This window comes from Niastella populi, assembly GCF_002078015.1.
GTDB lineage: Bacteria > Bacteroidota > Bacteroidia > Chitinophagales > Chitinophagaceae > Niastella > Niastella populi.
The window spans coordinates 1-23,700 of record NZ_LWBP01000199.1; the positions used below are offsets into that span (position 1 = coordinate 1).

18 protein-coding genes are annotated in these 23,700 nt (G+C 45.8%); 10 read left to right on the forward strand and 8 right to left on the reverse strand.

The window, feature by feature from the left end:
* Positions 1-547, reverse strand: a 547-nt coding sequence (locus tag A4R26_RS21590; RefSeq protein ID WP_207625799.1) for a trehalose-6-phosphate synthase, incomplete at its 3' end; no start/stop codon positions are given.
* Positions 548-737: 190 nt separating this feature from the next.
* Between A4R26_RS21590 and A4R26_RS21595 the strand changes: the two genes are divergently transcribed.
* Positions 738-1,088, forward strand: coding sequence for a hypothetical protein (locus tag A4R26_RS21595; RefSeq protein ID WP_081168375.1), 351 nt, complete (start codon positions 738-740; stop codon positions 1,086-1,088).
* A 95-nt stretch (positions 1,089-1,183) separates the two neighbouring features.
* Positions 1,184-1,561 (forward strand): YidH family protein, encoded by a 378-nt coding sequence (locus A4R26_RS21600; protein ID WP_081168379.1) that lies wholly within the window; start codon positions 1,184-1,186, stop codon positions 1,559-1,561.
* Here A4R26_RS21600 and A4R26_RS21605 read toward each other — a convergent pair.
* Entirely contained in the window at positions 1,532-2,371 is an 840-nt protein-coding gene (locus A4R26_RS21605) for a hypothetical protein (protein ID WP_133054749.1), read from the reverse strand. The two genes, A4R26_RS21600 and A4R26_RS21605, sit on opposite strands and share 30 nt — an antisense overlap.
* A gap of 158 nt (positions 2,372-2,529) precedes the next feature.
* On the opposite strand from A4R26_RS21605, the gene A4R26_RS21610 reads away from it, so the two are divergent.
* The 4 genes from A4R26_RS21610 to A4R26_RS21625 all read left to right on the forward strand — a co-directional run bounded on the left by A4R26_RS21610 (position 2,530) and on the right by A4R26_RS21625 (position 7,766).
* On the forward strand, positions 2,530-4,041 hold the full coding sequence (locus tag A4R26_RS21610; protein WP_081168386.1) for a glycoside hydrolase family 43 protein: 1,512 nt from the start codon (positions 2,530-2,532) through the stop codon (positions 4,039-4,041).
* A 326-nt stretch (positions 4,042-4,367) separates the two neighbouring features.
* Positions 4,368-4,616: a hypothetical protein gene (locus A4R26_RS21615; RefSeq protein WP_081168389.1), complete on the forward strand. Its 249-nt coding sequence runs from the start codon at positions 4,368-4,370 to the stop codon at positions 4,614-4,616.
* A 208-nt stretch (positions 4,617-4,824) separates the two neighbouring features.
* The gene (rbp, locus tag A4R26_RS21620) at positions 4,825-5,124 is read left to right on the forward strand and encodes an RNA-binding regulator (RefSeq protein ID WP_081168392.1); all 300 of its coding nucleotides are present in this window, start codon (positions 4,825-4,827) and stop codon (positions 5,122-5,124) included.
* A 311-nt stretch (positions 5,125-5,435) separates the two neighbouring features.
* Complete coding sequence (locus A4R26_RS21625; RefSeq protein WP_165760365.1) at positions 5,436-7,766, forward strand: PAS domain S-box protein; 2,331 nt, start codon at positions 5,436-5,438, stop codon at positions 7,764-7,766.
* Between the two features lie 102 nt (positions 7,767-7,868).
* Here the strand turns inward: A4R26_RS21625 and A4R26_RS21630 are convergent, their stop codons facing one another.
* The gene (locus A4R26_RS21630) at positions 7,869-8,690 is read right to left on the reverse strand and encodes a class I SAM-dependent methyltransferase (RefSeq protein ID WP_081168400.1); all 822 of its coding nucleotides are present in this window, start codon (positions 8,688-8,690) and stop codon (positions 7,869-7,871) included.
* A gap of 483 nt (positions 8,691-9,173) precedes the next feature.
* The gene (locus tag A4R26_RS21635) at positions 9,174-10,367 is read right to left on the reverse strand and encodes an epoxide hydrolase family protein (RefSeq protein ID WP_133054750.1); all 1,194 of its coding nucleotides are present in this window, start codon (positions 10,365-10,367) and stop codon (positions 9,174-9,176) included.
* A 184-nt stretch (positions 10,368-10,551) separates the two neighbouring features.
* Between A4R26_RS21635 and A4R26_RS21640 the strand changes: the two genes are divergently transcribed.
* Together A4R26_RS21640 and A4R26_RS21645 are read left to right on the forward strand one after the other, a co-directional pair.
* Positions 10,552-11,364: an oxidoreductase gene (locus tag A4R26_RS21640; RefSeq protein WP_081168406.1), complete on the forward strand. Its 813-nt coding sequence runs from the start codon at positions 10,552-10,554 to the stop codon at positions 11,362-11,364.
* A gap of 5 nt (positions 11,365-11,369) precedes the next feature.
* Complete coding sequence (locus A4R26_RS21645; protein WP_081168410.1) at positions 11,370-11,939, forward strand: Crp/Fnr family transcriptional regulator; 570 nt, start codon at positions 11,370-11,372, stop codon at positions 11,937-11,939.
* A gap of 30 nt (positions 11,940-11,969) precedes the next feature.
* Here the strand turns inward: A4R26_RS21645 and A4R26_RS21650 are convergent, their stop codons facing one another.
* A complete protein-coding gene (locus A4R26_RS21650; protein WP_207625800.1) occupies positions 11,970-12,428 on the reverse strand; it encodes a RidA family protein in 459 nt (152 codons plus the stop codon).
* A 142-nt stretch (positions 12,429-12,570) separates the two neighbouring features.
* Between A4R26_RS21650 and A4R26_RS21655 the strand changes: the two genes are divergently transcribed.
* The gene (locus A4R26_RS21655) at positions 12,571-14,820 is read left to right on the forward strand and encodes a tetratricopeptide repeat protein (RefSeq protein ID WP_133054751.1); all 2,250 of its coding nucleotides are present in this window, start codon (positions 12,571-12,573) and stop codon (positions 14,818-14,820) included.
* Positions 14,821-14,870: 50 nt separating this feature from the next.
* Here the strand turns inward: A4R26_RS21655 and A4R26_RS21660 are convergent, their stop codons facing one another.
* The 3 genes from A4R26_RS21660 to A4R26_RS21670 all read right to left on the reverse strand — a co-directional run bounded on the left by A4R26_RS21660 (position 14,871) and on the right by A4R26_RS21670 (position 20,032).
* Positions 14,871-18,065, reverse strand: coding sequence for a reprolysin-like metallopeptidase (locus A4R26_RS21660; protein WP_081168417.1), 3,195 nt, complete (start codon positions 18,063-18,065; stop codon positions 14,871-14,873).
* Positions 18,066-18,260: 195 nt separating this feature from the next.
* The gene (locus tag A4R26_RS21665; RefSeq protein WP_081168420.1) at positions 18,261-19,418 is read right to left on the reverse strand and encodes a FecR family protein; all 1,158 of its coding nucleotides are present in this window, start codon (positions 19,416-19,418) and stop codon (positions 18,261-18,263) included.
* 41 nt (positions 19,419-19,459) lie between these two features.
* Entirely contained in the window at positions 19,460-20,032 is a 573-nt protein-coding gene (locus tag A4R26_RS21670; RefSeq protein WP_081168423.1) for an RNA polymerase sigma-70 factor, read from the reverse strand.
* Between the two features lie 375 nt (positions 20,033-20,407).
* On the opposite strand from A4R26_RS21670, the gene A4R26_RS21675 reads away from it, so the two are divergent.
* The gene (locus tag A4R26_RS21675; RefSeq protein ID WP_165760366.1) at positions 20,408-23,689 is read left to right on the forward strand and encodes a SusC/RagA family TonB-linked outer membrane protein; all 3,282 of its coding nucleotides are present in this window, start codon (positions 20,408-20,410) and stop codon (positions 23,687-23,689) included.
* The last annotated feature ends 11 nt before the right edge of the window (positions 23,690-23,700 follow it).

The window sequence follows — 23,700 nt, forward strand, 5'->3', positions numbered from 1 at the left end:
AGCTGCGGGGCAGCAACCTGAAAATTTCGTAAGAAGGGAACGGTATATGTAAAAAGAAACCGATAGTAATTTCAGGCATTTCATTCCGCAACAATTGTGGCAGGGCAAGCAAATGGTAATCGTGGATCCAGACCGTATCGCCGGGAAGTAAATGTTTTAACAATGTATTAGCGAAGTGCACATTTACCTGGCCATATTGCTCATAATGATCGGCATTATATTCGGCATAGGAAGGGAAATAATGAAATAATGGCCATAACAGGGAATTGGCGTGTCCGTTATAGTAACCACTGTATTGCGCGGGCTTTATGAAAACCGGTAAATAGGTAAAATTCGGATCGATGTTATTTTCTGCTTTTTCTGACCACGTATTTTTTGAACAACCGGGCACCCCGGCCCAATAAACTGTAGAGAACTGCTGTTGACTGCTGTTGCGCATGTAGCCATTGATCGCCGTTACGAGGCCGCCCGATGCGGGTTGTACGCCATTTTCTTCATCTATGGTAATGGGTAATCTGCTGGAAACTATAAATAACCTTTTATCCATGTCTGCAACTTACGATCCGTATCCTTGGAAGGCGTTAAGCTCATGTTAGAATGACATTATAATTTAACTCCGGTAACAATAAAATAGTTGTTTAATAGCGTGAACCTGGCCGCATTATAGGCAGATTCTAATTTGTTTCTAACGGCCCTTTAATATTTTGTAGGGACCTTAGTCATTGGGTAAAACCGGAATGGCAGATATTGATACCATAACAAATAAAAAATCAGTATCGATGGGGCATGTACTAAAGGTTTTTTTCAGGCATCAGGAACTTTATTACTCTGCGTATATTACCATTGTTCATCAATTTGAGACAGAATTTATTTTTATTGAATTCCTCGATAAGGAGATGATAGATAGTTTCAACGCCTCCTATCTTTCATATGAAGGGGAGAACGGGTTCAAAAAATTAGATGTTTACCAGTCAACTTACCTCCGGCCAATTCTTGGCAGAATAGTTTATATGATCAAAAACGCCCAGCACACCTGCATTGAAGATGCCGGTGAAAATCACGATGCAGAATACATTTGTCAAAATTGAGCGCAAAGGAAACTGTTGTTCTTCAGTATTGGCAAAAAAGTCACTTAACAAAACATCAGCTATCAAAATATCGCTTAAATTCCATAAAAAGTTTTATGGAAGGGAATATCAAAAAGAACACCACTGATCATTTAGCCAATGAAAGAACTTTTCTTGCCTGGGTAAGAACATGTATAGGCATTATGGCCTTCGGTTTTGTGGTAATGAAGTTTTCACTGTTTGTGAAACAACTATCATTGATAATTGGCAAACCGGAGCTGATTCAATCAAAAGGATACTCCTCTGTTATAGGTATTCTGCTGGTAGCGGTGGGGGCAATTACCACACTGCTGGCATTTATACGTTATAAAAAAACGGAAAAAGAAATTACCCTTAGCAACTATAAAAGTTCTTCCCTCCTGATAAATTTACTTGCCGGGTTTATTTTTTTAATCAGTATTTGCTTAATATTTTACCTGGTTAAAACAGCATGATAAAGGCTGGAGCCGGTCATTGTCAATTGTTGTTTGCAGCGAATAATTGCGCACCGAATCCTCATCGCAGAGTAATTTCCGGTAAACCGGGTGTGAAAGCACCTCCCTGTAATCTGTCAGGCGCCCGTTAACTTTTATTCTTCGCGAAACCAGCCGTATACCATGACTATAATCCACGTACCAGTTGATATGCCCGCCATACAGCGGTTGAATTGGCTTTCCATTCAGCTGATGCCATCCATAGATCACAACGTTGCGGCCGCTGATCTTCCCACTGCTCACTACATCTTTTTTTATTCCGGCTATCAGGCCTTTCTTCCCGGCACGCTGTCCTTCAATGATGAGGTGATGATGCCAGAAAGTGATGGCGCTATCGCGGAATGCATATAAAGGAACAGGCTCAAGCTTCACGGTGGCTTGTGTATAAATATCGTTTACCATTTTACGGGTAGGCAGAAAACAGTGCAAACTGTCGGCTATGGCTTGTGCGGTGCCGGGTGTTAGCGGAACCCTTGCCCAGTTCTTTGCATTGCCGATGCTCAGGTAGTCGGGTGTTACATAAAAAACCGCCCTGATCTTTCGGCCGGTACTATCAGTAATAGAGGTATGAACAGGTTTGAACTTTCGCAGGAACGGCGGTACATTGCCGGCTAAGAACTGTTGTTGCACAATGGGTTCGCGGTGATCCCACCGCATACTGTGTGCCAGTTGATAAAATTCGCGCCCGGTCATGGAACCGGGCGGCCTCGATGGCAACGGAAGGCGATTACAGGATGTAGAAAGCAACAACAAAACAATGAGTCGAACCATGGCTACAAGCTAAAGAATTTAATGCAAAAATAGTATAGCAAAAAAAGTTACCTGGTGGCTTGTGCTTTTTTGTTTTGTGATGCCATACTGTATATTTTTATGCCAGTGAAGGCTCCGTAGCATACCAGGAGCCTTCATTTAATAATTATCTTTTGGCAATGAGACGATATAAGAACCTATTATTCCTGGCAGGATCAATTTGCATGCAGCTTTGTAATCTTTTACATGCACAAACAAATTCCGGCGCTTTAATTGCCGGCGACTTTGCCGACCCATCCATTATCAAAGCAAAGGATGCATATTATGCCACGGGTACATCGTCTGAATGGGCGCCGCACTTTCCCATTTATACTTCAAAAGATCTGCAAAACTGGAAACTTACCGGTTATGTATTTGATAAAGCCCCCGAATGGACCACCGGTTCCTTCTGGGCGCCTGAATACTACTTTTATAACAACACTTATTATGTTTACTATACCGCCCGCAGAAAAAGCGACAGGGTTTCGTGCATTGGCGTTGCTACTTCACAATACCCCGATAAAGGTTTCAAAGATCACGGGGTTATTGTAAGCTATGGGAAGGAAGCGATAGATGGTTTTGTATATAACGACAGTGGGCAACTATACATGACCTTTAAAGCCTATGGGCTCGATGACCGGCCAATAGAGATCCTCGGCTGCAGGTTGTCGGCCGACGGACTGACAACCGGGGGGGAAGTTTTTTCTCTTTTGAAAGACAATAACCGCATGGGAATGGAAGGCCAGAGCATTTTAAAGAAAGATGGCTATTACTATTTATTCTATTCCGCAGGAAGTTGCTGTGGTAATGGCTGCAGTTACAATGTACGGGTGGCCAGGTCAAAGCACTTCAAAGGCCCTTATGAAGACTATAGCCGGAACCCGATCTTACAAACAAACGAAGTATGGAAATGCCCGGGCCATGGAACATTTGTAGAGCAGCAGGATGGTAAACAGGTATATATTCATCATGCCTACAATAAGGAAAGCAATGTTTTTACCGGCCGGGAAGGCATGCTGGCCGAATTGGTTTGGAGCTGCGACAACGGCTGGCCTTCATTAGTAAGCAGGCAAAACCGCCATAGTTCAGGCAGCAACATGCAGACGTCATTTACCGAGAAAAAGATCGCCGGCCACTGGCAATGGGATTTCCGCCATGCAACGCCTGTTATAAGCCAGGAAAACGGGCGGCTGTCCCTGTCGGGAACAATAAAAGAAGGGAACAGCGCGGGTATTGCCTTAACGGTTCGCCCGGTAAGCCGGCTTTTTGAAATTATTACCACTGTCGAGAACAGGAATGCGGCATTGAAAGGCCTGGTGTTCTATGGCGATGCGAATGCTGCAATAGGAATAGGCACGGTAAATGACAATATTGAATACTGGATGGTCAGAGACAATAAAAGAACGGTGTTAGCCACTCAGAAGATAAGCGGCAGCGGCACGGTGCAATTGAAACTCGCCATTAAACCCGGCCCTGCCTGTGAAGTGTTTTATAAATATAAAGGAACCGCCTGGCAGCAAATAGCTCCTGAAATCAAACCCGGTATCGGTTTTTTACCCCAATGGGACAGAAGTCCGCGGCCAGGTTTGCATTTTAAGGGATCGCCAAATGAGCAGGCGGTATTTTCGGGTTTTGAACTTATTAACCGGTAAACCGGCCGCCATCCCGCCGGGCGGGGCTGTTTTCATTCCCGGTACTACAGCTATTTCATGCCATTCCCCTGGTGGCTGGGGCCTGTATTTTGCAGGAAGTAACGTTTAGGTTTGCGCAGGGCTTGATTTTTACAATGTAGTTCTTATATTTGTCCTGTCTCTTTCCCGGTAACATCTAATTCACTTTCTTACAGCCTCACCGACAGATAGTTACCACGTTTTAACGATTTCTTTAGTTATTGCATCTGTTTTTGATTTTCGTTTTTTCAGTCAAGTTTAAAGTTTTAGGTAAGTCTTTATTAGTTAACAGTAAAAAAATTAACGTTATGAAGCTTTCTGAGTTTATTGTATTGAATGAAGCGGAAAAAAAGCGTGTCGTTATGAACAATGCAGCGGCCCTCGCTACCAGAACTTCTCCCGGCCTTATTATTTTCCTTTTTCAAATTAATGATTACTACGTTGAGGCTTACTGTAATACCGACGACAAGTCGATTGCGGAATACCGGGTATTGCCAAACACGAACGCGATCAGGCATTACCTGGATCTTATCCCGATCGATGACCTCCTGAACTGATCTGGCGGCCGGTTTTTAAGCCGGCCCGTGTTCATTTCAGGACTTTTCAGAATTTATGTAGGAATGTTAAATATTAAGCCTATCTTCGTGCAGTTATTTTGAGCCTCGCATTAGTATTAGTTAATTACATTGCTTAGAACATCTGCATTATAGTTAGTTCCTTACTTTTTGCCTTCCTCAGAAATTACTCATAATATAATTTCACGGAATGAACATTTATGTATCAAACTTAAGCTTCAACGTACAGGATGAAGACTTAAAAGAATTTTTTGCTCCATATGGAGAAGTTACTTCAGCAAAGGTTATAACCGACAGAGAAACCGGCAGATCAAGGGGTTTCGGTTTTGTTGAAATGTCTGACGAAGCCGCTTCTAAAAAAGCGATCGCTGAATTGGATGGCGCAACGGTTGAGAACAGGGCAATCAGTGTATCTGTTGCCAAACCGAAAGAAGACAGGTCTTCACGGGACAATAACCGTGGCGGCGGTTACAACAAAAACAGGTATTAAACATTTTTTGTTGCCGATATAAAAGCCCCGTAAGGGGCTTTTTGTATTATATTATCTTCCCGGAATTGGTAAAGCGCCGTTCCGTTGCAGGCTTTGTGTATGTACTTCTTCCTCCGGCGCCCCCGCGGATGCCCTGGCGCATTTTTCGCTTATATATAAAGCATTCCCCATAATACACATATACATTTCCGCCTCATTTTTGCATGTGGTGGATCTTGATATTTTATGAATTAAAGAAATTATACAATTCATTTGGTGATTATTATGGGCACCCGGTCTTAAATTTATAGCTGCCTAATTGTGAAATGAAAATGATGAATTCGCCGGAACATAACAACCAAAATGCCGGGCAAATAGCCGCCCGCAGATCGGTTGAGGAAAGTGAAAAACACTCTTTTGAACTGCTGGCTCAGGCAGCGGTTGGTATTACCGTTTACCAGGGCGAGGAAATGAGAGTGGTTGTTGCAAATGAAAGCGCCTGTGAGATCTGGGGTAAAAGCCGGCATGAGCTGCTGGGAAAACCGGTACTTGAAATTTCCCCCGAACTCGAACATTCCCCCACCCGGCAGATAGTTTTACAGGTTCTGAAAACCGGCGTGCCTTTTGAAGGCCGGGAGATACCTATTGAATTCATCCGAAACGGACAGCTTCATAAAGGTTTCTTTGACGTTGTTTATACCGCCTGGAAAGGGCAGTCGGGCGAAATAAAAGGAGTAATAACGGTATACACAGAAGTAACGCATTCTGTGATGGCCCGTAAGAAAATTGAAGAAAAGGAAGAACAGCTCCGGATCGCTTTGCAAGGCGGCGACCTGGGCTATTACGACTATCACCCGCAAACCGGAGAGTTGATATGGTCTGACCGCCTCCTGCAGCTATTCGGCTTGCCAGCGCATACCAAACCGGATATGGATGTTTTTTTCAGTATCCTTCACCCCGACGACAGGGAGCAGGCGCGCAAAACCATCCAGGAAGCGATAGACCCGGCCAATGGCGGCATTTACGATAATGAATATCGGACAATAGGTGCAACCAATGGGAAAGTGCGGTGGCTGCATTCAAAAGGAAAAACAAGTTTTGACGAAGCGAACAGGCCTGTTCGGTTTACGGGTGTCGTTCGGGATATAACCAAAGAAAAGCTGGCAGAAGAAAAAGCAAGGGAAAGTGACGAGCGCTTCCGGAGCACTTTTGAAAATGCCGCCGTAGGTATTGCACACGTAGGTTTGAATGGCGTTTGGTTAAAAGTGAATAGCCGTTTATGTGAAATCGTTGGTTATTCGCAGGAAGAACTGTTAGCCCGAACGTTCCAGGAGATCACCTACCCTGCCGATCTGAATGCCGATCTTCAACTGGTAAACGACCTGCTGAGAGGTAAGATCGACACCTACTCCATGGAGAAGCGATATATTAAAAAAGATGGATCATCAATATGGAGCAACCTCACCGTTTCACTGGCAAAGAAACGGAATGGCCACCCGGACTATTTTATTGCAATAATTCAGGACATCAGTGAACAAAAACAGGCTGAGGAACAGCTGAAACAAAGCGAAGAGCAGTTCCGCACGCTGGCAGATAATATTCAGAACCTCGCCTGGATGGCGGATAGCGAAGGCGCCATTTACTGGTACAATCAGCGCTGGTACGACTACACCGGTGTTAGTGCCGCCCAAATGCAGCGTTTGAGCTGGGACAGTTTTCATCACCCGCATCATTTTGACAAACTTAACCAGTCAATAAAGAACGCCTTCCTGCGCAGAGAACCCTTTGAGCTTACGTTTCCATTGAGAAGATCAGATGGCGCCTGGCGCTGGTTTTTAACAAGGGTGCACCCGTTAAAAAATGAAAATGGAGAAGTGCTTCGCTGGGTAGGTACCAGCACGGATATCGATGAACAGAAGTCGGTTGAAGAACGGCTCGAAAACCTGGTAGCCGACCGCACCCGTGAACTTAAACGTTCTAACGAGGACCTGCAGCAATTTGCCCATGTGGCATCGCACGACTTCAAGGAACCGGTACGAAAGATCAGGACATTCAGCAGCCGGCTGAGCGGCGAGTATGGAGAACTGCTTCCCGAAAAAGGAAAGAGCTATCTGTATAAAATTGAAGATGCCGCTGTACGCATTTATGAAATGATCGACGCCATTTTGCTTTACTCTTCGTTCGACGAGAACGATAAACTGAATGACCAGGTTGACTTGACAAAATTGCTGCAACAGATCATTGCCGATCTGGAAATAGCCATAAATGAAAAGCATGCAACAGTTGAGATCGATGAGTTGCCGCGAGTTCAGGGCTCCTCGATCCTGATGTATCAGCTATTTTCAAATCTTATCAATAATTCACTTAAGTTTTCAAAAAAGAATGAACCGCCGGTAATTAAAATATCATCGGGGCTGCAGGGCACAGATTATATCGAAATTCTTTTACAGGATAACGGCATCGGGTTTGCGGCCAGTGAGGCAGAAACAATATTTAAGGCCTTTGCCAGGTTGCATTCAAAGAGTGAGTTCCAGGGAACGGGGCTGGGCCTGGCTTTGTGCCAAAGGATAGTAGAACGGCATGACGGTGAAATTTCTGCACAGGGTGAAGAAGGCGTGGGTGCTTTATTCGTTATTAAATTTCCAATAAGCCGTGTTATTTAATGATCATTACTTCAGCAATTCCTTTGCCGCGCTATTCTACAAATAGCGGAATACTATTGGGGCACGCTTTGCTTCAAAGCCTATGAGTTTGGCTGTTCGCCCTTATTTATATGCCTGACAGATGACAGCGCTCATTGGAGCTATCATGGGGGCGGCGCCGAATTTTTCGGCGAGCTCTTTTTCAAGTTCGCATCTTATCTCATCTATCATTTCAGGGTTCCGTTGCCGTATCTCCTCAAAAATAAAACCGCCGTCAACCAGGCCGGCTGCCGCTTCCCTGGCGGTTGCACAAACAGAGGATAGCTGAACTTTTTCGATAGTCATATTCGAAAATCCTGCCTGTTCCAATAACGGCCTAATTACATCTTCATCACTCATAGAAACAGCCGCGTTGTACGATTCGGGTAATGGGCCTTTCAGGTATTTTTCTGCAAATAATTTCGCTGTTAAGGACATGGCGTTATGCTCCAGTTTATCCCATGTCGTAAACAATAACATACCGCCGGGTTTTAAAACACGCCAGGTTTCGGCAAAGGCTTTTGGCCTGTCGGGAACGAACATATACCCGAAGCAACAAACAATAAGTTCGAAACCGTTGTCACTAAAAGGGAGTTGCTGCGCATCTATTTTTTGCCAGTCGATGTTGGCATGTCTTAATTGTTTCCTGGCTTCCGCCAACATTTCTTCACTGATATCGGAAGCAATTAGTTTGGCGGACGATGGGATCCTTTCCCTTATATGGCGTGTGACCCGCCCCGTTCCGGCGGCAATTTCCAGGGCAATAGATACCGCATTCGGATCGATTCGTTTTGCAACTTCTATGGCATAGGGTTCAAAGAACAGCGGGCCAAAAAAATGATCATAATGAGCGGCGCCTTCTATCGGGCTGGCTGAAGAAGGAACTTTATTCGAAGCATCGTTCATAAATTATGGTATTTACCTGAAACAGCATTCGATCATCAGGGGATATTATTTTTTCAATAATGTTTTTGAATTGCAAATTATACCCCTAAAAAAGCCCAATAAAGGTAAAGGATTTATACTTTCAAATTGAAGGATACTCCTTATGAATGGCCGCTTTATCAAAACTGCATGTTTCAATAAAAAGAACGGGCGCTATGGAAATAGGCCCGTTACTGTGCAAATGAGCACTGTTATGTAATCAACCGAAAACTTTACAGTGTCCCTGCACCACCATATTTAAAGGATTATATTTAGGATTGGGCTTACAGCCGAAAGCAATGTTATGCTGATGTAAAACTATTAACCTTCCGGCCTTCAAGAGGGAGCCTGATGTTTCAAAACAGGGCAGCAAATGTTACATACAGCATGCAAAAAGGGCGTATCAAACCTGATACACCCTTACAAGCTATTTCGATCATGCCTTGCTGAGGTCTTACGACTACATCATTTTCCGGCAACGCCCCCCAAAAAAACATGAAGGTCTTTTGCCAGCACCAACGGGCATTCCATGGCCGGAAAATGTAAGGCTTCATCGTAAGCACTCCATTTGTCAGGGTTGCCCATAGGGCCAAGCAGTTTCTTTAAAAGCGCGCCATTTCCGCCAAATGCGGCCATAGCCGATGGAACTTTGGGCGGCTGCCAGGATTGTTCACCCGCTTGCTGGCTTTGCGTTCCCCAATCGAACGACATATTCATTGAATCATACAGGGTGTTGGCGGTTGATGCCCCCAGTTTATTAAACCAGTACAGGGAAATATTTGTAAGAATGAGATCCAATGCTATTGCATCTTCAGGCAATGCTTTTGATGCATTTGTCCATGTACTGAACTTTTCAATGATCCAACTGAGCAAAGCGGCCGGACTATCAGTCAGCCCATACGCAAGTGTCTGCGGTTTTGTAGACAGTATTTTTAAATAAGCGGTTTCATTCTTTTCATAATTTCTAAAACCGGCAATAGTATTTTTTTCATCTTCCGGAAAAGCGCTGGTATCTGCAGGCAACATGCCCATACCTGTAATTGAGGTAAAATCGGTATTTACATGTGTGCCAGTCAGGCGGTGGGCGGCAATGGCAGACAACATACCCGTAATGCCAGCCCCCATATCTGTTCCATGCACCGCAAATCGCTCATAACCCAGTACTGTCATAAGCTCCGCAAACAAGGCGGCGATCCTGATCATATCCCAGTTTTCATGATGAGAAGGAATCGAAAACCCAAATCCGGGAATGGAAGGAATGATCAGGTTATAGGAAACACCCGCTGCCATACCGTGCGCTTCAGGCTTTGCAAGTATCTCAGCCAGTTGTAAAAATTCAACAAACGAACTTGGATAGCCATGTATCATCAAAAGCGGGATCGCGTTGGCATCAGGGCTTTTGATATGTACAAAATGTACGGGCTGACCATGTATTTCGGCCATGTATTGGGGAAAGCTGTTAAGGTATGCTTCCTGTTTTTTCCAGTCAAAACCGGTTTGCCAGTAATTCGCAACTTTTTGCAGGTAATTAACAGGTACCCCTTTTTCCCAACCGGCTGATCTTTCCGGCGGAAAACGCGATAAGGCTAATCTTGTTTTCAGATCATCGATCTCCTGTTGCGGTACATTGATTGTAAACGGCCTGATTGAAGGATTCATATAGCGTTTGATTTGTTGAAGTAAAATTGCAACAAAAAAGAGGCTGCCCAATTATCCCGATTTCGGTAATACTGGTACATTTTACGGTTGGTATTTAAAATGACCGCTTTTTGCCAAATGGCAAATAATTCCGTTTTTGTAAAAACTACTTTTGTACCATTCGATCACATCTAATATTAAAAGAATGGCAAAGACAGTTCTGGTTACAGGCGCTTCATCGGGAATAGGTAAAGCCACCGCAATTTATCTTGCACAAAATGGCTATAAAGTTTATGGCGCGGCACGCCGGGTTGAAAGACTGGAAGCGCTAAAAGATACTGGTATTAAGCCAATAGCGCTTGACGTTTCAAAAGAGGAAAGTCTGACCGCCTGTGTAGACAGGATCATCAAAGAAGCAGGAAGCGTAGATGTTTTAATAAACAATGCCGGACTGGGCTCTTACGGCGCGCTGGAAGACGTGCCGATGGCTGAAGCCAAAAATCAGTTGGAGATAAATTTGTTTGGCGCAGCGCGATTGATCCAATTGGTATTGCCTCACATGCGTAAGAACAGGTACGGAAAAATTGTCAATATTTCGTCTATTGGCGGCAAAGTAAGCCTACCAATGGGCAGTTGGTACCATGCCAGTAAATTTGCCATTGAAGGACTGAGCGATTCCCTTCGTAATGAAGTAAGACAGTTCGGCATCGATGTAATTGTAATAGAACCGGGTGGTACAAGATCGGAAATGATAGCGGTTGGATCTGAAGACCTGATGCGTGTTTCGGGCAATTCGCCCTACAGCAAACTAGCCAACAGTATACAAAAAATGTATGCAGATATTGAAAAGAATGCGGTTGACCCTGTTGTAATAGCCTCACTGATCAAAAAAGGTATTGAAGCAAAGCATCCAAAAGTTAGGTATATTGGCGGTGCCATGGCCAAACCAATGTTATTCATGCGGAAGATCTTATCTGATAAATTATTTGACAAAATGGTAATGAGCCAGATGAAATAGAAGGTATGGAACGACTTATCAATTATTTATTACATTTCGGGCATTTGAATCAGCAGCAAATAGAGCTGATAAAAAGCAGGATCTGTATAAAGACGATCAAAAAGGATGAATACTACCACGAGGCCGGAAAGATACCACGTGAGATTATTTTCTTAACCGAAGGAATCGTGCGCGTCTGTTACTATAGCAATAATGGCGATGAGATCACCAAATATTTCATTGACGAAAACAATTTTGTTGCAGATATAAATAATTATAACCAGGGCCTCCCTTCCACCGAATATATACAGGCTATTACAGATTGCGAATACATTGTATTGTCGAAGACAACGATGGAAGAATTATCAATGACGATCATCGGCTGGGATGCCATTATTTCTAAGATAACCGCAAAAGCCATGGCGGAAAAAGTAAACAGGATCAGTCCGATGATGACGGAAGATGCCACAGAACGTTACCTCGGATTTTTAAATAAATTTCCCACGCTGGTCAACCGGATACCACTATCGTATGTGGCTTCTTATTTAGGCGTTACGCAATCGTCGCTGAGCAGGATACGGAAAACGATCAGATGAAAGCATTGATTGATCATTTCAACCCATCGCTCAATTGCTCTTTGGAAGATGGGCTACCAGTTCTACCTCTAATTTGGCTTCAGGCATATATAATCGCACAACCTGGACCCGGGTGGCTGCAGGAAAATCGCCCCTGTAAAATGCTTTGCGGGCATTATTGTACTTTTTCATTGCCTCAATATCTGTGGTGTACAGGTTTTCCTTTACAACATGCTGGAAACCGGCGCCAAAACTTTTTAACGACCGTTCCAGGGCACGATAAACCTGCGTTATTCCCTCTGGTGTCACTTCCGTACTAACAGCACCGGAGATATACAGCATGTTGTCTACCTTTATTACCTGTACATACCCCGCGGTGGTATCCTGTTTCAGCTTATTATCCCAGTGCCATTTTTCTTTTGTGATCTCCTTTTGCTGCGCCACTAAAGCTGTGTTTGCCAGTGAAAGCAGGAGCAGCGCCATGTATTTTATGAAACGGTTGTTTTGCATAATACGTTGAATTTGTTGTTGCCCCTAAGATAAATAGAATTACTGTCGGTGGGGTTACCGGCTGATGCCATGATTTTTACGATTGGGACTGATAGGAATTTTTATTAATACATTGCGGTAAGGGATAAAATAGTAATTTTCATTGATTTTTATCCTTATGACCATCATTCCAAAACAACTGTTCTCCTGCGGTAAAATTGCTTTGCTGTTCTTCCTGCTTTTCGCTTCGGGCACTGTTTACTGTCAGCCGGCCGGGTCCGCCGCCGATTCCGCAAAGATCTGGTCCTGGCTCAACCGGGCCGATGAGCTGGCAGCGGTATCCCAGCTCGATTCTGCCCGTCAGTTCGTTACCCTCGCTTTACATGCCAGCAACGAAAAACGAATGCTACGGGGACAGGCATATGCGCATTTAAAAATGGCCGATATCGCTTACCGGAAAAATGAAACCAAATCGCTGGTATATCATGATTCCACCGCGTTGATGATCGCTACCCGGTTAAGAGACAGTTTCCTGCTGGCGCTTGCCCATTACCAGTTAGGTCAGTATTACCTGGAGGACGAAAAGTATGAAGAAGCGCACCGGTTTTTCAATAAGGCTTTAGCGCTAAGGTTTGCCAACGATCAATCATCCTATACCGCCGTAACGTTTAATGATATCGGTTTTACGTATGGGGCCCAGGGGCATTTAGATAAACAGGTTGACTGGTACCTGAAAGCCATCAGGGTATATGAAAAGAATAAAGACCCGCAGGGACTTGCGCAAACAGTGAGTAACCTTTCAACCGTATACAACCAGCTGGATAATCGAAAAGAGGCCATGGCATATGCAAAGCAGGCGATGGCGCTGCGGGAAAGTATCGGCGATGTGAACGGCCTTTCTATTTCGTGCAACAATATTTCACAGTTGTATCTGGGTGTAGATTCGCTCGACCAGGCGATCAGATACCAGCAGCTGGGACTTAAATACGCTGAAAAAAGCGGCGTTAAACTAAGGATCTCGAACAGCTTTATAAGTATGGCGCTTTTGCTGAACCGGCAAAAGAAGAACAAAGAGGCGCTGGAATATGAAAAGAAGGCGATCGCAATTTTGCAGGAGTTAAATGAGCTTGGCACCCTTTCACGCCGGTATATCGCCGCTGCTATATTGTCAAAAGCTATGAATGATTCAGCAACCGCCCTCGATTATTTTCAGAAAGCGTATGACCTTTCCGTACAGTTGAATAACAAAGAGAACCTCAGGGATATTTACCTGCATAAGGCGATCTACTACAAGGATAAAAAAGACTTTTACAATGCCTATGAAAATTACAAGAAATATATTGTATACCGCGACAGCCTTATTTCAGTAAAAACCAGGGCCGATATTGCTGAAATAGAAACACGGTATGAAACCGAAAAAAAAGATTTCGAAATTGCCCGGTTAAATACAGAGCAGAAAATAAGACAACTGGAAATTGAAAAGCAAAAGGCCATCATTTCGGGGAATACCCTGCTCGCAAAACAAAAGGAAAATGAAATTACCCTGCTTTCGCAGCAACGCGAGTTGCAGGACAGTAAAATAAAACAGCAGGACCAGGAACTGGAAAAGCAATTGCTGATAGCCAAAAACAATGAGCAACTGCTTAAGTTGTCGGAACAGGAGAAGCAGTTGAAAGAAAAGGAATTGAAAGATCAGAAACTGTTGCAGCGGGTGCTTGTGGGGGCGGCGGTAATGCTGATATTGTTTGCCGTAATACTCTTCAATAGATATAAGTTGAAGAAAAAGCTGGAACAGCAAAACCAGTTGTTAAACGTAAGAAATGATATTGCCAAAGATTTGCACGATGAGATCGGTTCTACCCTTACCAGTATAAAAATATTGTCGGAGGTATCGAAGAACAACCTGGAGAAAGATCAGCAAAAAGCGTTTTCGTTCCTGCAGAAGATAACCGAGCAGTCGTCGCAAATGCAACAGGGAATGAGCGATATTGTGTGGGCCATAAAACCCGATAACGATAAACTGGAGAATATGCTGGTTCGGATGCGGGAATATGCCAGCCATACCCTGGAGCCTAAGAATATAGAGACCATTTTCATTACAGAGGAACCGGTGCTTTCGCAGAGCCTGAATATGCAGCAGCGGCGCGATTTTTTCCTGATCTTTAAAGAAGCGATCAACAATGCGGCAAAATATTCACAGGCCGGCAAAGTGGAGATAACGATCAGGAAAGAAATGAACCAGTTGCTGTTACGCATTTCCGATAATGGCATTGGCTTCGATTCCGCTAAGGAAACATCTTCAAATGGTTTGAAAAATATGATGGCAAGAGCCGAAGCACTCAAAGGTGCCGTGCACATCCAGTCTGCACCTGGTAAAGGCACTACGATTGTAGCTAATGTACCGGCTATGTAAAAAAGCCATCCCGGTAAACCGGGACGGCTTTATTAAAATAGCGTTCTGTTTTATTGTTTAACGATCTTGGTCATATTCACTTCTTTCCCTCCGTTTTTAATTTTGATCATATAAACCCCTGCAGGCAATGCAGAAATATCAAGTTGTGAGTTAACCGCACTCAATACGCGCTGCATAACCGCACGGCCATTTACATCGAACATGCTCACCTCCGATCTTCCTGTTAAACCTGTAAGGTTGATGTTCACAATATTCTTAGCCGGGTTCGGGAATACCGATACTTTCTGTACATCGCTGGTAACAACATCGGCGCCGCGGCTGGCTGTACCCAATTGTACCCGTAATGTATAACATGAAGTGGCACTATTAGCGCCGTTCCAGCCATACACCCGTGCATAATAGGTACCTGCGGTATAGGATCTGCTGATGCTTTCACTGGTGGTGCCGCCTGCCTGTGAAATAGCGAGCTGCGTACCTGAACTGTTCAGTATTCTCAGGTCGTAATCGAATGGCAGGTTGGTAAGTGTAACAGTAGCAGTGCCACCGGTAGTGATCACAAAACGGTAATGATCTATATCACCGGTCGGACTGATCAGCCCCGTTACATTGGTATTGAACGGAATGGTGGCGGCACCGGAAATGGTTCCGTTGGTTGAATTATCCAATGCACTTGCGCAGGTTGTTGAAATGGTAGTGAACTGGGCGGTTGCATAAGAACCGCTGCCGGCTGAACAGTTGGTTCTTACCCTCCAGTCGTATAAGGTGGCAGAAGTCAATCCGCTTAAACCAACAGCAGTGGAAGTTGTTCCGGTGGCGGCGTTGATCCATGTAGACGATGAATTGGCTTTATAATCCACATCATAGCTAAGGGCGCCGCTTACGGCCGACCAACCCACCGTGGCACTGGTTGCGGTTATTGCCGAAGTAGTTAAACCGGTAGGCACAGTGCAGGTTACAACCGGCGTAGTAGTGAATTGTGCGGTTGAGTAGGAACTGCTGCCGCTGGTGCAATTGGTTCTTACCCGGTAATCGTACGTAGTGCCTGCGGTAAGGCCTGTTAAGCTTACTGAAGTGCCCGTTGTTCCGGTGGCGGCATTGATCCAGGTGGAGGATGAGGCGGCTTTATAATCCACGTCATACGATACCGCGCCGCTTACCGCCGTCCAGCCTGCTGTAGCCGATGTAGTGGTAATAGCAGAAGCGGTTAAGCCGGAAGGTGAAGCACAGCCGGTTCCGGTTGTGATCGTGAAATTGGTATTCGAAATATCGAAGAAAATATTTCCTACCGCTTCTATTTTTATTCTTGCCGTTGTAGACGGGGTATTGGGAATGGTTACCGCCTCGCTGCCGTCGTTCGGCGTGCTGGCTACCAGGGTGCTGAAGGTACTGCCGCCATCTGTTGAGATGGATATTTTTACATTGGCGCAGCTGACAGGAGCCGCGGTGGTATTGGCTACACTCCATGTAATATTCTGCGATGAATTACCCGCCCATGAAACCGCTGTATTGGGCGCGGTAACGGCGAATGGACCTGATGAATTGGTAACGGTAACCGTCATGTCGGCAAAATTGGTTTGCCCTACGCTTACCGGCGCTGTTGAACTATAAGGGGCATTGTCCCTTACGGTTAACCGGAAGTTCAACGTTCTTGATACGGAGCTCAATGCTTCGGTATTGGCGCCCGCATCACCGCCCGGCAGCGGACCCGACACCAACCCCCCTGCAAGGATTGTCGACATTTTGGGAAAATACCTTGTTGGCGAAGTGGCAGGCGGCATCGAGATCCAGTTGGGACCGGATGCTTTGGTTGGATTGGCCACACTATTGGAGCCAGTTTGCCCGGATGCAACATTGTTATTTTGTTCCCAGCAATAGGTAAGCACATCGCCGGCATTGGCATCGGTAGCCGAACCGGTAAGTGCAAACGGCGTGCTGATGGGAATGGTATAGTTGCTGCCGGCATTGACAACAGGCGTTGCATTGCCGGTGAGGGCCGAAGTTACCGGGCAGGTTTTGCCGGTAAGGTTACTCTGGATCTGTGCAATGGATGCCTGGTGAAAAATATCAATGGAGTGCGGCGCAAGGTCCTGGCTGGTAATGCCGGCATACCCCATGATGGTAATGCCCGAACCTGGCTCCATGTTGACCCCGGTGCCTTCATTGCTAAAAGAGAAGGTATGGTTGGCGCCCAACTGGTGCCCTACTTCATGCACCACATAATCGATATCGAAATTATCGCCCTGCGGAATGGCATCGGCAGGTGAAGTAAAGCCGCTGCCTTTTGAATTGTTTACACAAATACAACCGATGCAGCCGGCGTTACCGCCACCGCCGGATGCACCGAACAGGTGGCCGATATCATAATTCGCGGCACCGATCACTGAGGTGAGGGTGTTTTGTAACTCACTGTTCCATGCGCCACCTGCGCCTGAACTGGCCGGGGAATAAGGATCCGTTGAAGGGTTATAGTAAAACACACTGGTGCTTGCCGCTACCAGGTTAAGATGAAGGGCCAGGTCCTTCTCATAAACACCATTGCTGCGCGTAAGCGTAGCGTTGACGGCAGCCAGCACCAATGCAACCTGTGAAGCGCTTGTTGCGCCGAAGAAATTGGAATACTCGGCTGTAACAGACTGGGCCAGCCGCAATGTTTTCAGATCGCCGGTCGACCTTGCTACCCGGGCATTTACCTGGCTGGTGATATCTGTTGCCAACTGGTGCTCGGGAGTAGAGCACTTCCAGGGTAAAGCGCGCGGTTGTTTTTTGAAGACCGCGTAAATAGTGTGATCGGCAGAATAGGGCTCGATGAATTCAGTGGCCCTGCCCGCACGAAATACCATCGTTTGAATGCCCTGCGGCGAAATACTGAGCTTCAACAAGGCCTCGCGGTCGGTAATGCCTCTTCCTGAAAATGCCCGTATTTCGGGGAACTGCGCCTGCAAGGCAGGTTCGAAATTCGAAGCCTCAACAATTTCGAACTGTTCAATTTGTCCGTCGGCGTTAGGCAAGGTGATAATAACAGGCGTAGCCGTAGCCCTGCCTGCAGCTTTGAACACCTCATTCCTGAAAGGAGTGAAATCATCAAGGCCAAACAATTTGAAATCGGTGGGAAATGCCAGCCGTGATACGGCTTTGTCGGTTGTGATCCTGGCGTTATCGGGTTGTTGCCGCCAGTTGTAAAAGTCTTGTGCAAGCATGACCGTGCTGCACAACATTGCTGTTGCGAAGAGTAAGTACTTTCTCATGTGACTAGTTTAATGGTAAAAAATGGAGACCAGGATAAATTTAACTTTTTTTCAGCGATTAAAATTCTACCGGTTCACATTACCCATACACCACGAGCAATGAAGCGGTTTTGCTCATAGTGAAAATACTGTTGCATGAGTAGTTCTACAATTATTGCTTCTTTGTATGCATATGTAATAAACGGAGAACGTGAATTATTTGGCCACAGAAAAATGCAACACATGCTTTTCATCAAAGTAAGTGTTGATATGCGAGATCACTTTAATGTTGTCGAGGAAAGAGCTCAGCGGTTTGTTCTTATATATTGCCCCTGTAAATTTCTTTTGTAACAGTAACGGATCATCCAGTTTCGTTTGTATTCCAAACCACCGCATCAATACCGCCGATATTTCATCGAGGCCGGCGGCTTCAAACATATATATCCCCTGCCGCCAGCTTAATGTTTTTTCAGCAACAAAAGGCGCCTGGGTAATTTTACCGTTTTCCGATACCGCCTGCAATCCGGGTGTTATCTTCACTTTGTTTTGCCCGGCAGAAAGATGAACAACACCTTCCACCAGTGCCACCCTGGCTGTATTGGCGCTATAGGTATTTACATTGAACTCCGTACCGGTCACTTCTACCGTATTACCAGCCAAGTGAACGATAAATGGTTGTTTGGGATTGGTTGCTATTTTACAATACGCTTCACCGGTAATGGTAACCTCCCTTTTGTTTTGCGTAAATTTTGAAGGGAAACTTAAACTGCTTGTACTGTTCAGCCATATTTCCGAACCATCGCTCAGGTTAACCTTATAATCCATAGCCACAGGTACTTTAACGGTATTGATACCAACAGCCGTTTCGCCGATGGCCCGGTAGCTTAATGTATTATTGTCGTTATCGAGGTTGAGTTGTCCTTTTTGCAGGTTGCCTTTGCTGGCGCTGAGATCTATCCTGCTTCCATCTGCCAGTTGCAATACCACGCCTGCGGCAGGTGTAGTAACCGCTACTGTATCTGACGGCATTTGTTTTCCGGTATTGAATTGCGTCATAAACCACCAGCCACCGGCTGCAATAATGCCAATGACGAGGAAGGCGCCGATACCCCTGATCACTTTTCGCTGGCGTACGAGCTTTTGCTGATCGTGGATCTCGCCCGAGATATTTTTCCAGTAACCCGGGTCGTTGAGATGACTGAACGATTGGGCTACCTGTTCCCGCGGCAGCCGTTTCACCAGCTCGGCAAATACAACCTGCGCCTGTTCATCGCGGGCAAAAAGTTCCTGCAGTTCGCGGTCCTCTTCGGCCGTGAGCGAGTTGGTAATTTTACCGAGGAACAGGTATTGATGATAATCGGAGATGGTGGACATATTAATTAGACAGGTTTTTATTTTTCATTCACTAGTGCCGGTCAAAGATTTTTCTTCAGGGTGGCCCGCAGGTCTTTCAGGGCGCGGGCAATATGGTTGCTGACGGTATGTTTGCTGATACCCAGTTTTTCAGCGATCTCAACATGGGTGAGCCGCTCTATATATTGCATTCTGAACACCTTACCCGCCATGGCAGGCAGCTGATCGATGGCGCGGTTGATGATGTTTCCCAGTTCTTCGTTCTCGAGCGGGTAACGCATAGCCTGTTCCTGCGGAAGATAACCTTGTTTCAGCCTGTCGTGAGTGCGCAGTTTCTCCTTTAAGTTATAAGCCCGGTTCCTTACCGATTGATAGAGATAGGCATTTAATGAAGTGGTGATGGTTTCGAAAATGCGGAAATACCATAGATCGATAAAGAAATCCTGCACCAGGTCCCGGGCCGCGTTTTCGTCGTTCAGGATCGACAGGGCCAGTACATACAACCGGTTCCTCGAATTGCGGTACAGATATTCAAAAGCTTTTAAATCATTGTTACAAAGCCTTTGAAGCAGCAGTTCATTATCTGAGTAATTGTCAAACATGCAATTGGAAACACCCGCAAAGGCGAACGACAAATCTATTGACTTTTTTTATCGGTTGAATAAAAAAGCCGTTTTTATAAAAAAAATCGGGTGTTGACTAGTGAATGGGTGAAAAAAAACGGTCTACCTTCAAATACCGCCTTTTAACTGCCTATCCTTTCGATGAAGATCTTGCCACTGACAGATCACATTTATTCAACCAAAACGTAACTATTATGACAGGTAAAAAAGCACGTTCGCAATAGCCTATTAATTAAAAACCCCTCGGCCGTGGGAAGCTTGGAGGGGTATCGTCCGAAACATTACTGGTAACATTTCAAACTCTTGCAATTTATGCAAAAAAACAGGATTTTTTGTAGGGGGCAGGCTATTGCCTGTTCTTTGAATAAAACCAACTGGCTGCGAATAATGAGAACAAGTGCCATTATATTCATGACAATGTGCTGTATGGTGCATTTGCTGATAGCTGCTCCCGGCCGGGGGCAGAACAGAACAAACAGGATCATCAGCCTCGATTACCATAATGCCGCTTTTACAACCGTGGTAAAGGCCATTGAGCAAAAGTCGGGGTTGATCATCATGTATGAACTAACCCCTTCGCTGGAGAACCAGAAAATAAGTATAACCATAAAAGACAGGCCGGTGGCCGAGGCCCTCGACCTGCTGGTTACGGCCAGAAATCTAAAATGGAGCCTGAAGGAATCGGAGCATATCATCAGGCTTGAAAGGGTAACGGTTACCCAACCACCACCTCACATTGCCAATGATGAGGCCCTGATCGATTCGGTGCGGTTATCAGGTATCGTTAGGGACACCAAAGGAATGCCGCTGGAAGGCGCAACCATCGCCATAAGGAACGGCAATGCCTTTGTGACTTCCAATGCTGCCGGTTATTTCTCCATTATGGCAAAAGAAGGCGATGTGCTCATTTGCACATTCGTTTCCTTTGAACCGCGCTTCGTTACCGTTTCACCGGGTATGAAACGTAGCGGCGCTATTGGTGAGATCGTGCTTACCCAGGTTATCTCCGGGCTCGATGAAGCGGTTGTTATTGCCTATGGCACTACCAGCAAAAGACTGGCAACGGGCAGTGTTTCCACTGTAAGCGGTGAAGAAGTGCGCCGCCAGCCTGTGAGCAATCTGCTGCAGGCGCTGGAAGGCAAAGCGCCCGGACTGTTCATTTCGCAGTCGAATGGTTCACCGGGAAGCCAGATGAATATCTCCATCCGGGGCCAGCTTTCTATAGCCAGTGGTAAACTGCCGCTCTTTATCATCGATGGCGTTCCATTTGTTGAAGCGCCCATCAACACCATCGGTAATTCAACTTACGGGGAGCAGGGCGCTGCCGGACTGATAGATCCCATGAACTCTATAAATCCGGCCGACATCGAAAGCATTTCGGTGTTGAAAGATGGCGATGCTACCGCTATTTATGGAAGCAGGGGCGCCAATGGCGTTATCCTTATTACCACAAGGAAGGGTAAAGCCGGCGTAACCCGTTTCGATCTCAATGCATATACCGGCGGTGGTAAAGTTGCCCGCACCGAGCCTATGTTAAACCTGCAACAATACCTGGCAATGCGTAACACCGCATTCGCCAATGATAATGCTACCCCTACTCTTTCCAATGCACCGGATCTTAAGTTATGGGACACTACCTCATCAACCGATTTCAATAAAAAATTCATTGGCGGCACGGCCGAACAAACAGAACTCACCGGAGCTTTTTCAGGCGGCAGCGACCGCATGCATTATCTTTTTTCCAACACATACAGGCACGAAGGCACCGTTTATCCCGGCAGCTTTGGGTATAAACGTTTTGCCTCGCATCTCAGCGTCGACAATACGTCACTCAATGGCAAATTTACCATAACGGCAACAGCGTTGTATACAAAGGAATCGAATAACCAGTCGATGGGCGACCTGGCAACCATTGTTTATAAACTGCCGCCTAATTATCCGCTGTACAATGCCGATGGAAGTTTGAACTGGACCGGTGCCAACAACCCGCTTTCGAATTTGCTGCGTTCATCGCAGATCCGGTCAGACAACCTGCTGGCAAATACGACGCTGCGTTATGCGATTATACCTGGCCTGAATGCAAAGGTGAGCATGGGGTATAACAAGATCAACCAGGTAATTACGGTACTGAACCCCCGTAAATCGATAAATCCGAATACCAATACACAGTCTTCCGCTTCCTATAGTTCCAACTATGTTGAAAGCTATATAGTGGAACCGCAACTTGATTATACCAGCATGGTGGGCAAAGGCAGGCTGACCGCAACAGCGGGTGGAACCTGGCAGCAATCGGGCTTTGTGCAGCCTTACTACGTTATTGCCACCGGTTTCTCCAATGACGATCTCATGAGCTCATGGATCGCCGCTTCCAATATAATTTATAAGAGCAGCGGTTATACCGCCTACAGATACGCGTCGGCATTTGCCCGTATCAATTATGCATGGAAAGACAGGTACCTGTTCAATGCAACAGGGAGAAGGGATGGTTCTTCGCGCTTTGGACCCGATCGTCAATGGGGTAATTTTGGCTCCCTCGGTGCCGGGTGGATCTTCACCGGCGAACCCTGGATGCAGAAAATGGCGCCCTGGCTAAGTTATGGTAAACTGCGCGCCAGTTATGGCACCATCGGCAATGACCAGATCAATGACTATGGTTATTTGTCAACCTATGCTTCCTCCAGTTATTCATATGGCGGCGCAGGTATTTATCCGGCCCGTATCGCCAACCCCAATTATGGCTGGGAAACCAGTCGTAAAACCGACCTGGCGCTGGAAACGGGTTTCCTGAAAGATCGCATCCTGTTCAACGCCACCTGGTTTAAAAGCCGTACCGGCAACCAACTGGTGAATTCCCCTTTATCATCGCAAACCGGTTTTGCTTCCTTTCAGGCTAACCTGCCCGCGCTGCTTGAAACTACCGGCTGGGAATTCGAGCTGAAGACAACCAATATCAAAAGCAGCGACCTTTTATGGACCAGCTCATTCAATGTCACGATGCCACGCAATAAACTGATTTCATTTCCCGGGTTATCAAATACGGCATATGCGTATGTATACATCGTTGGCCGGCCCATCAATAATTATAACGGCTATCAGTTTACCGGTGTTGAGAACGGGATAGCTACCGTGGCTGATCTCAGCAAAGATGGCACAATTTCCCAGGGACTTCAGGAAACGTTGAAAGGAGATTTTTATATGATCGCCACCAGTAACCCGAAATACTACGGCGGTTTAAGTAATTCTGTTCAGTATAAGAAACTGCAACTGGATATTTTGTTCCAGTTTGTAAAACAGGTAAGGCCGGGTTTCAGACAGGCCAATCCAAATGCCCCGGGTGCTATGGTTAACCAGGATGAGCATATTTTATCAGACGGGTTTAAGCCAACTGTTACAGCAGGCAGTACGGCATCGAACGCTTACCTGAATTATTACCTGGTATCGGATGCGGTTTATTCTGATGCCAGCTTTATCAGGTTGAAGAATATCAGCCTTAGTTATGAATTGCCCGCTGCCTGGATGAAGGCTGCCAGCATTCGATCGGCCAGCTTTTTTGTAAGAGGACAAAACCTGCTCACCATTACAAACTATTTCGGTATCGATCCTGAAACAGGAAGCGCTGCGCTTCCTCCCCTGCGCCAGATAATTGCAGGTATTCATTGTTCACTTTAAACACCGGAAAA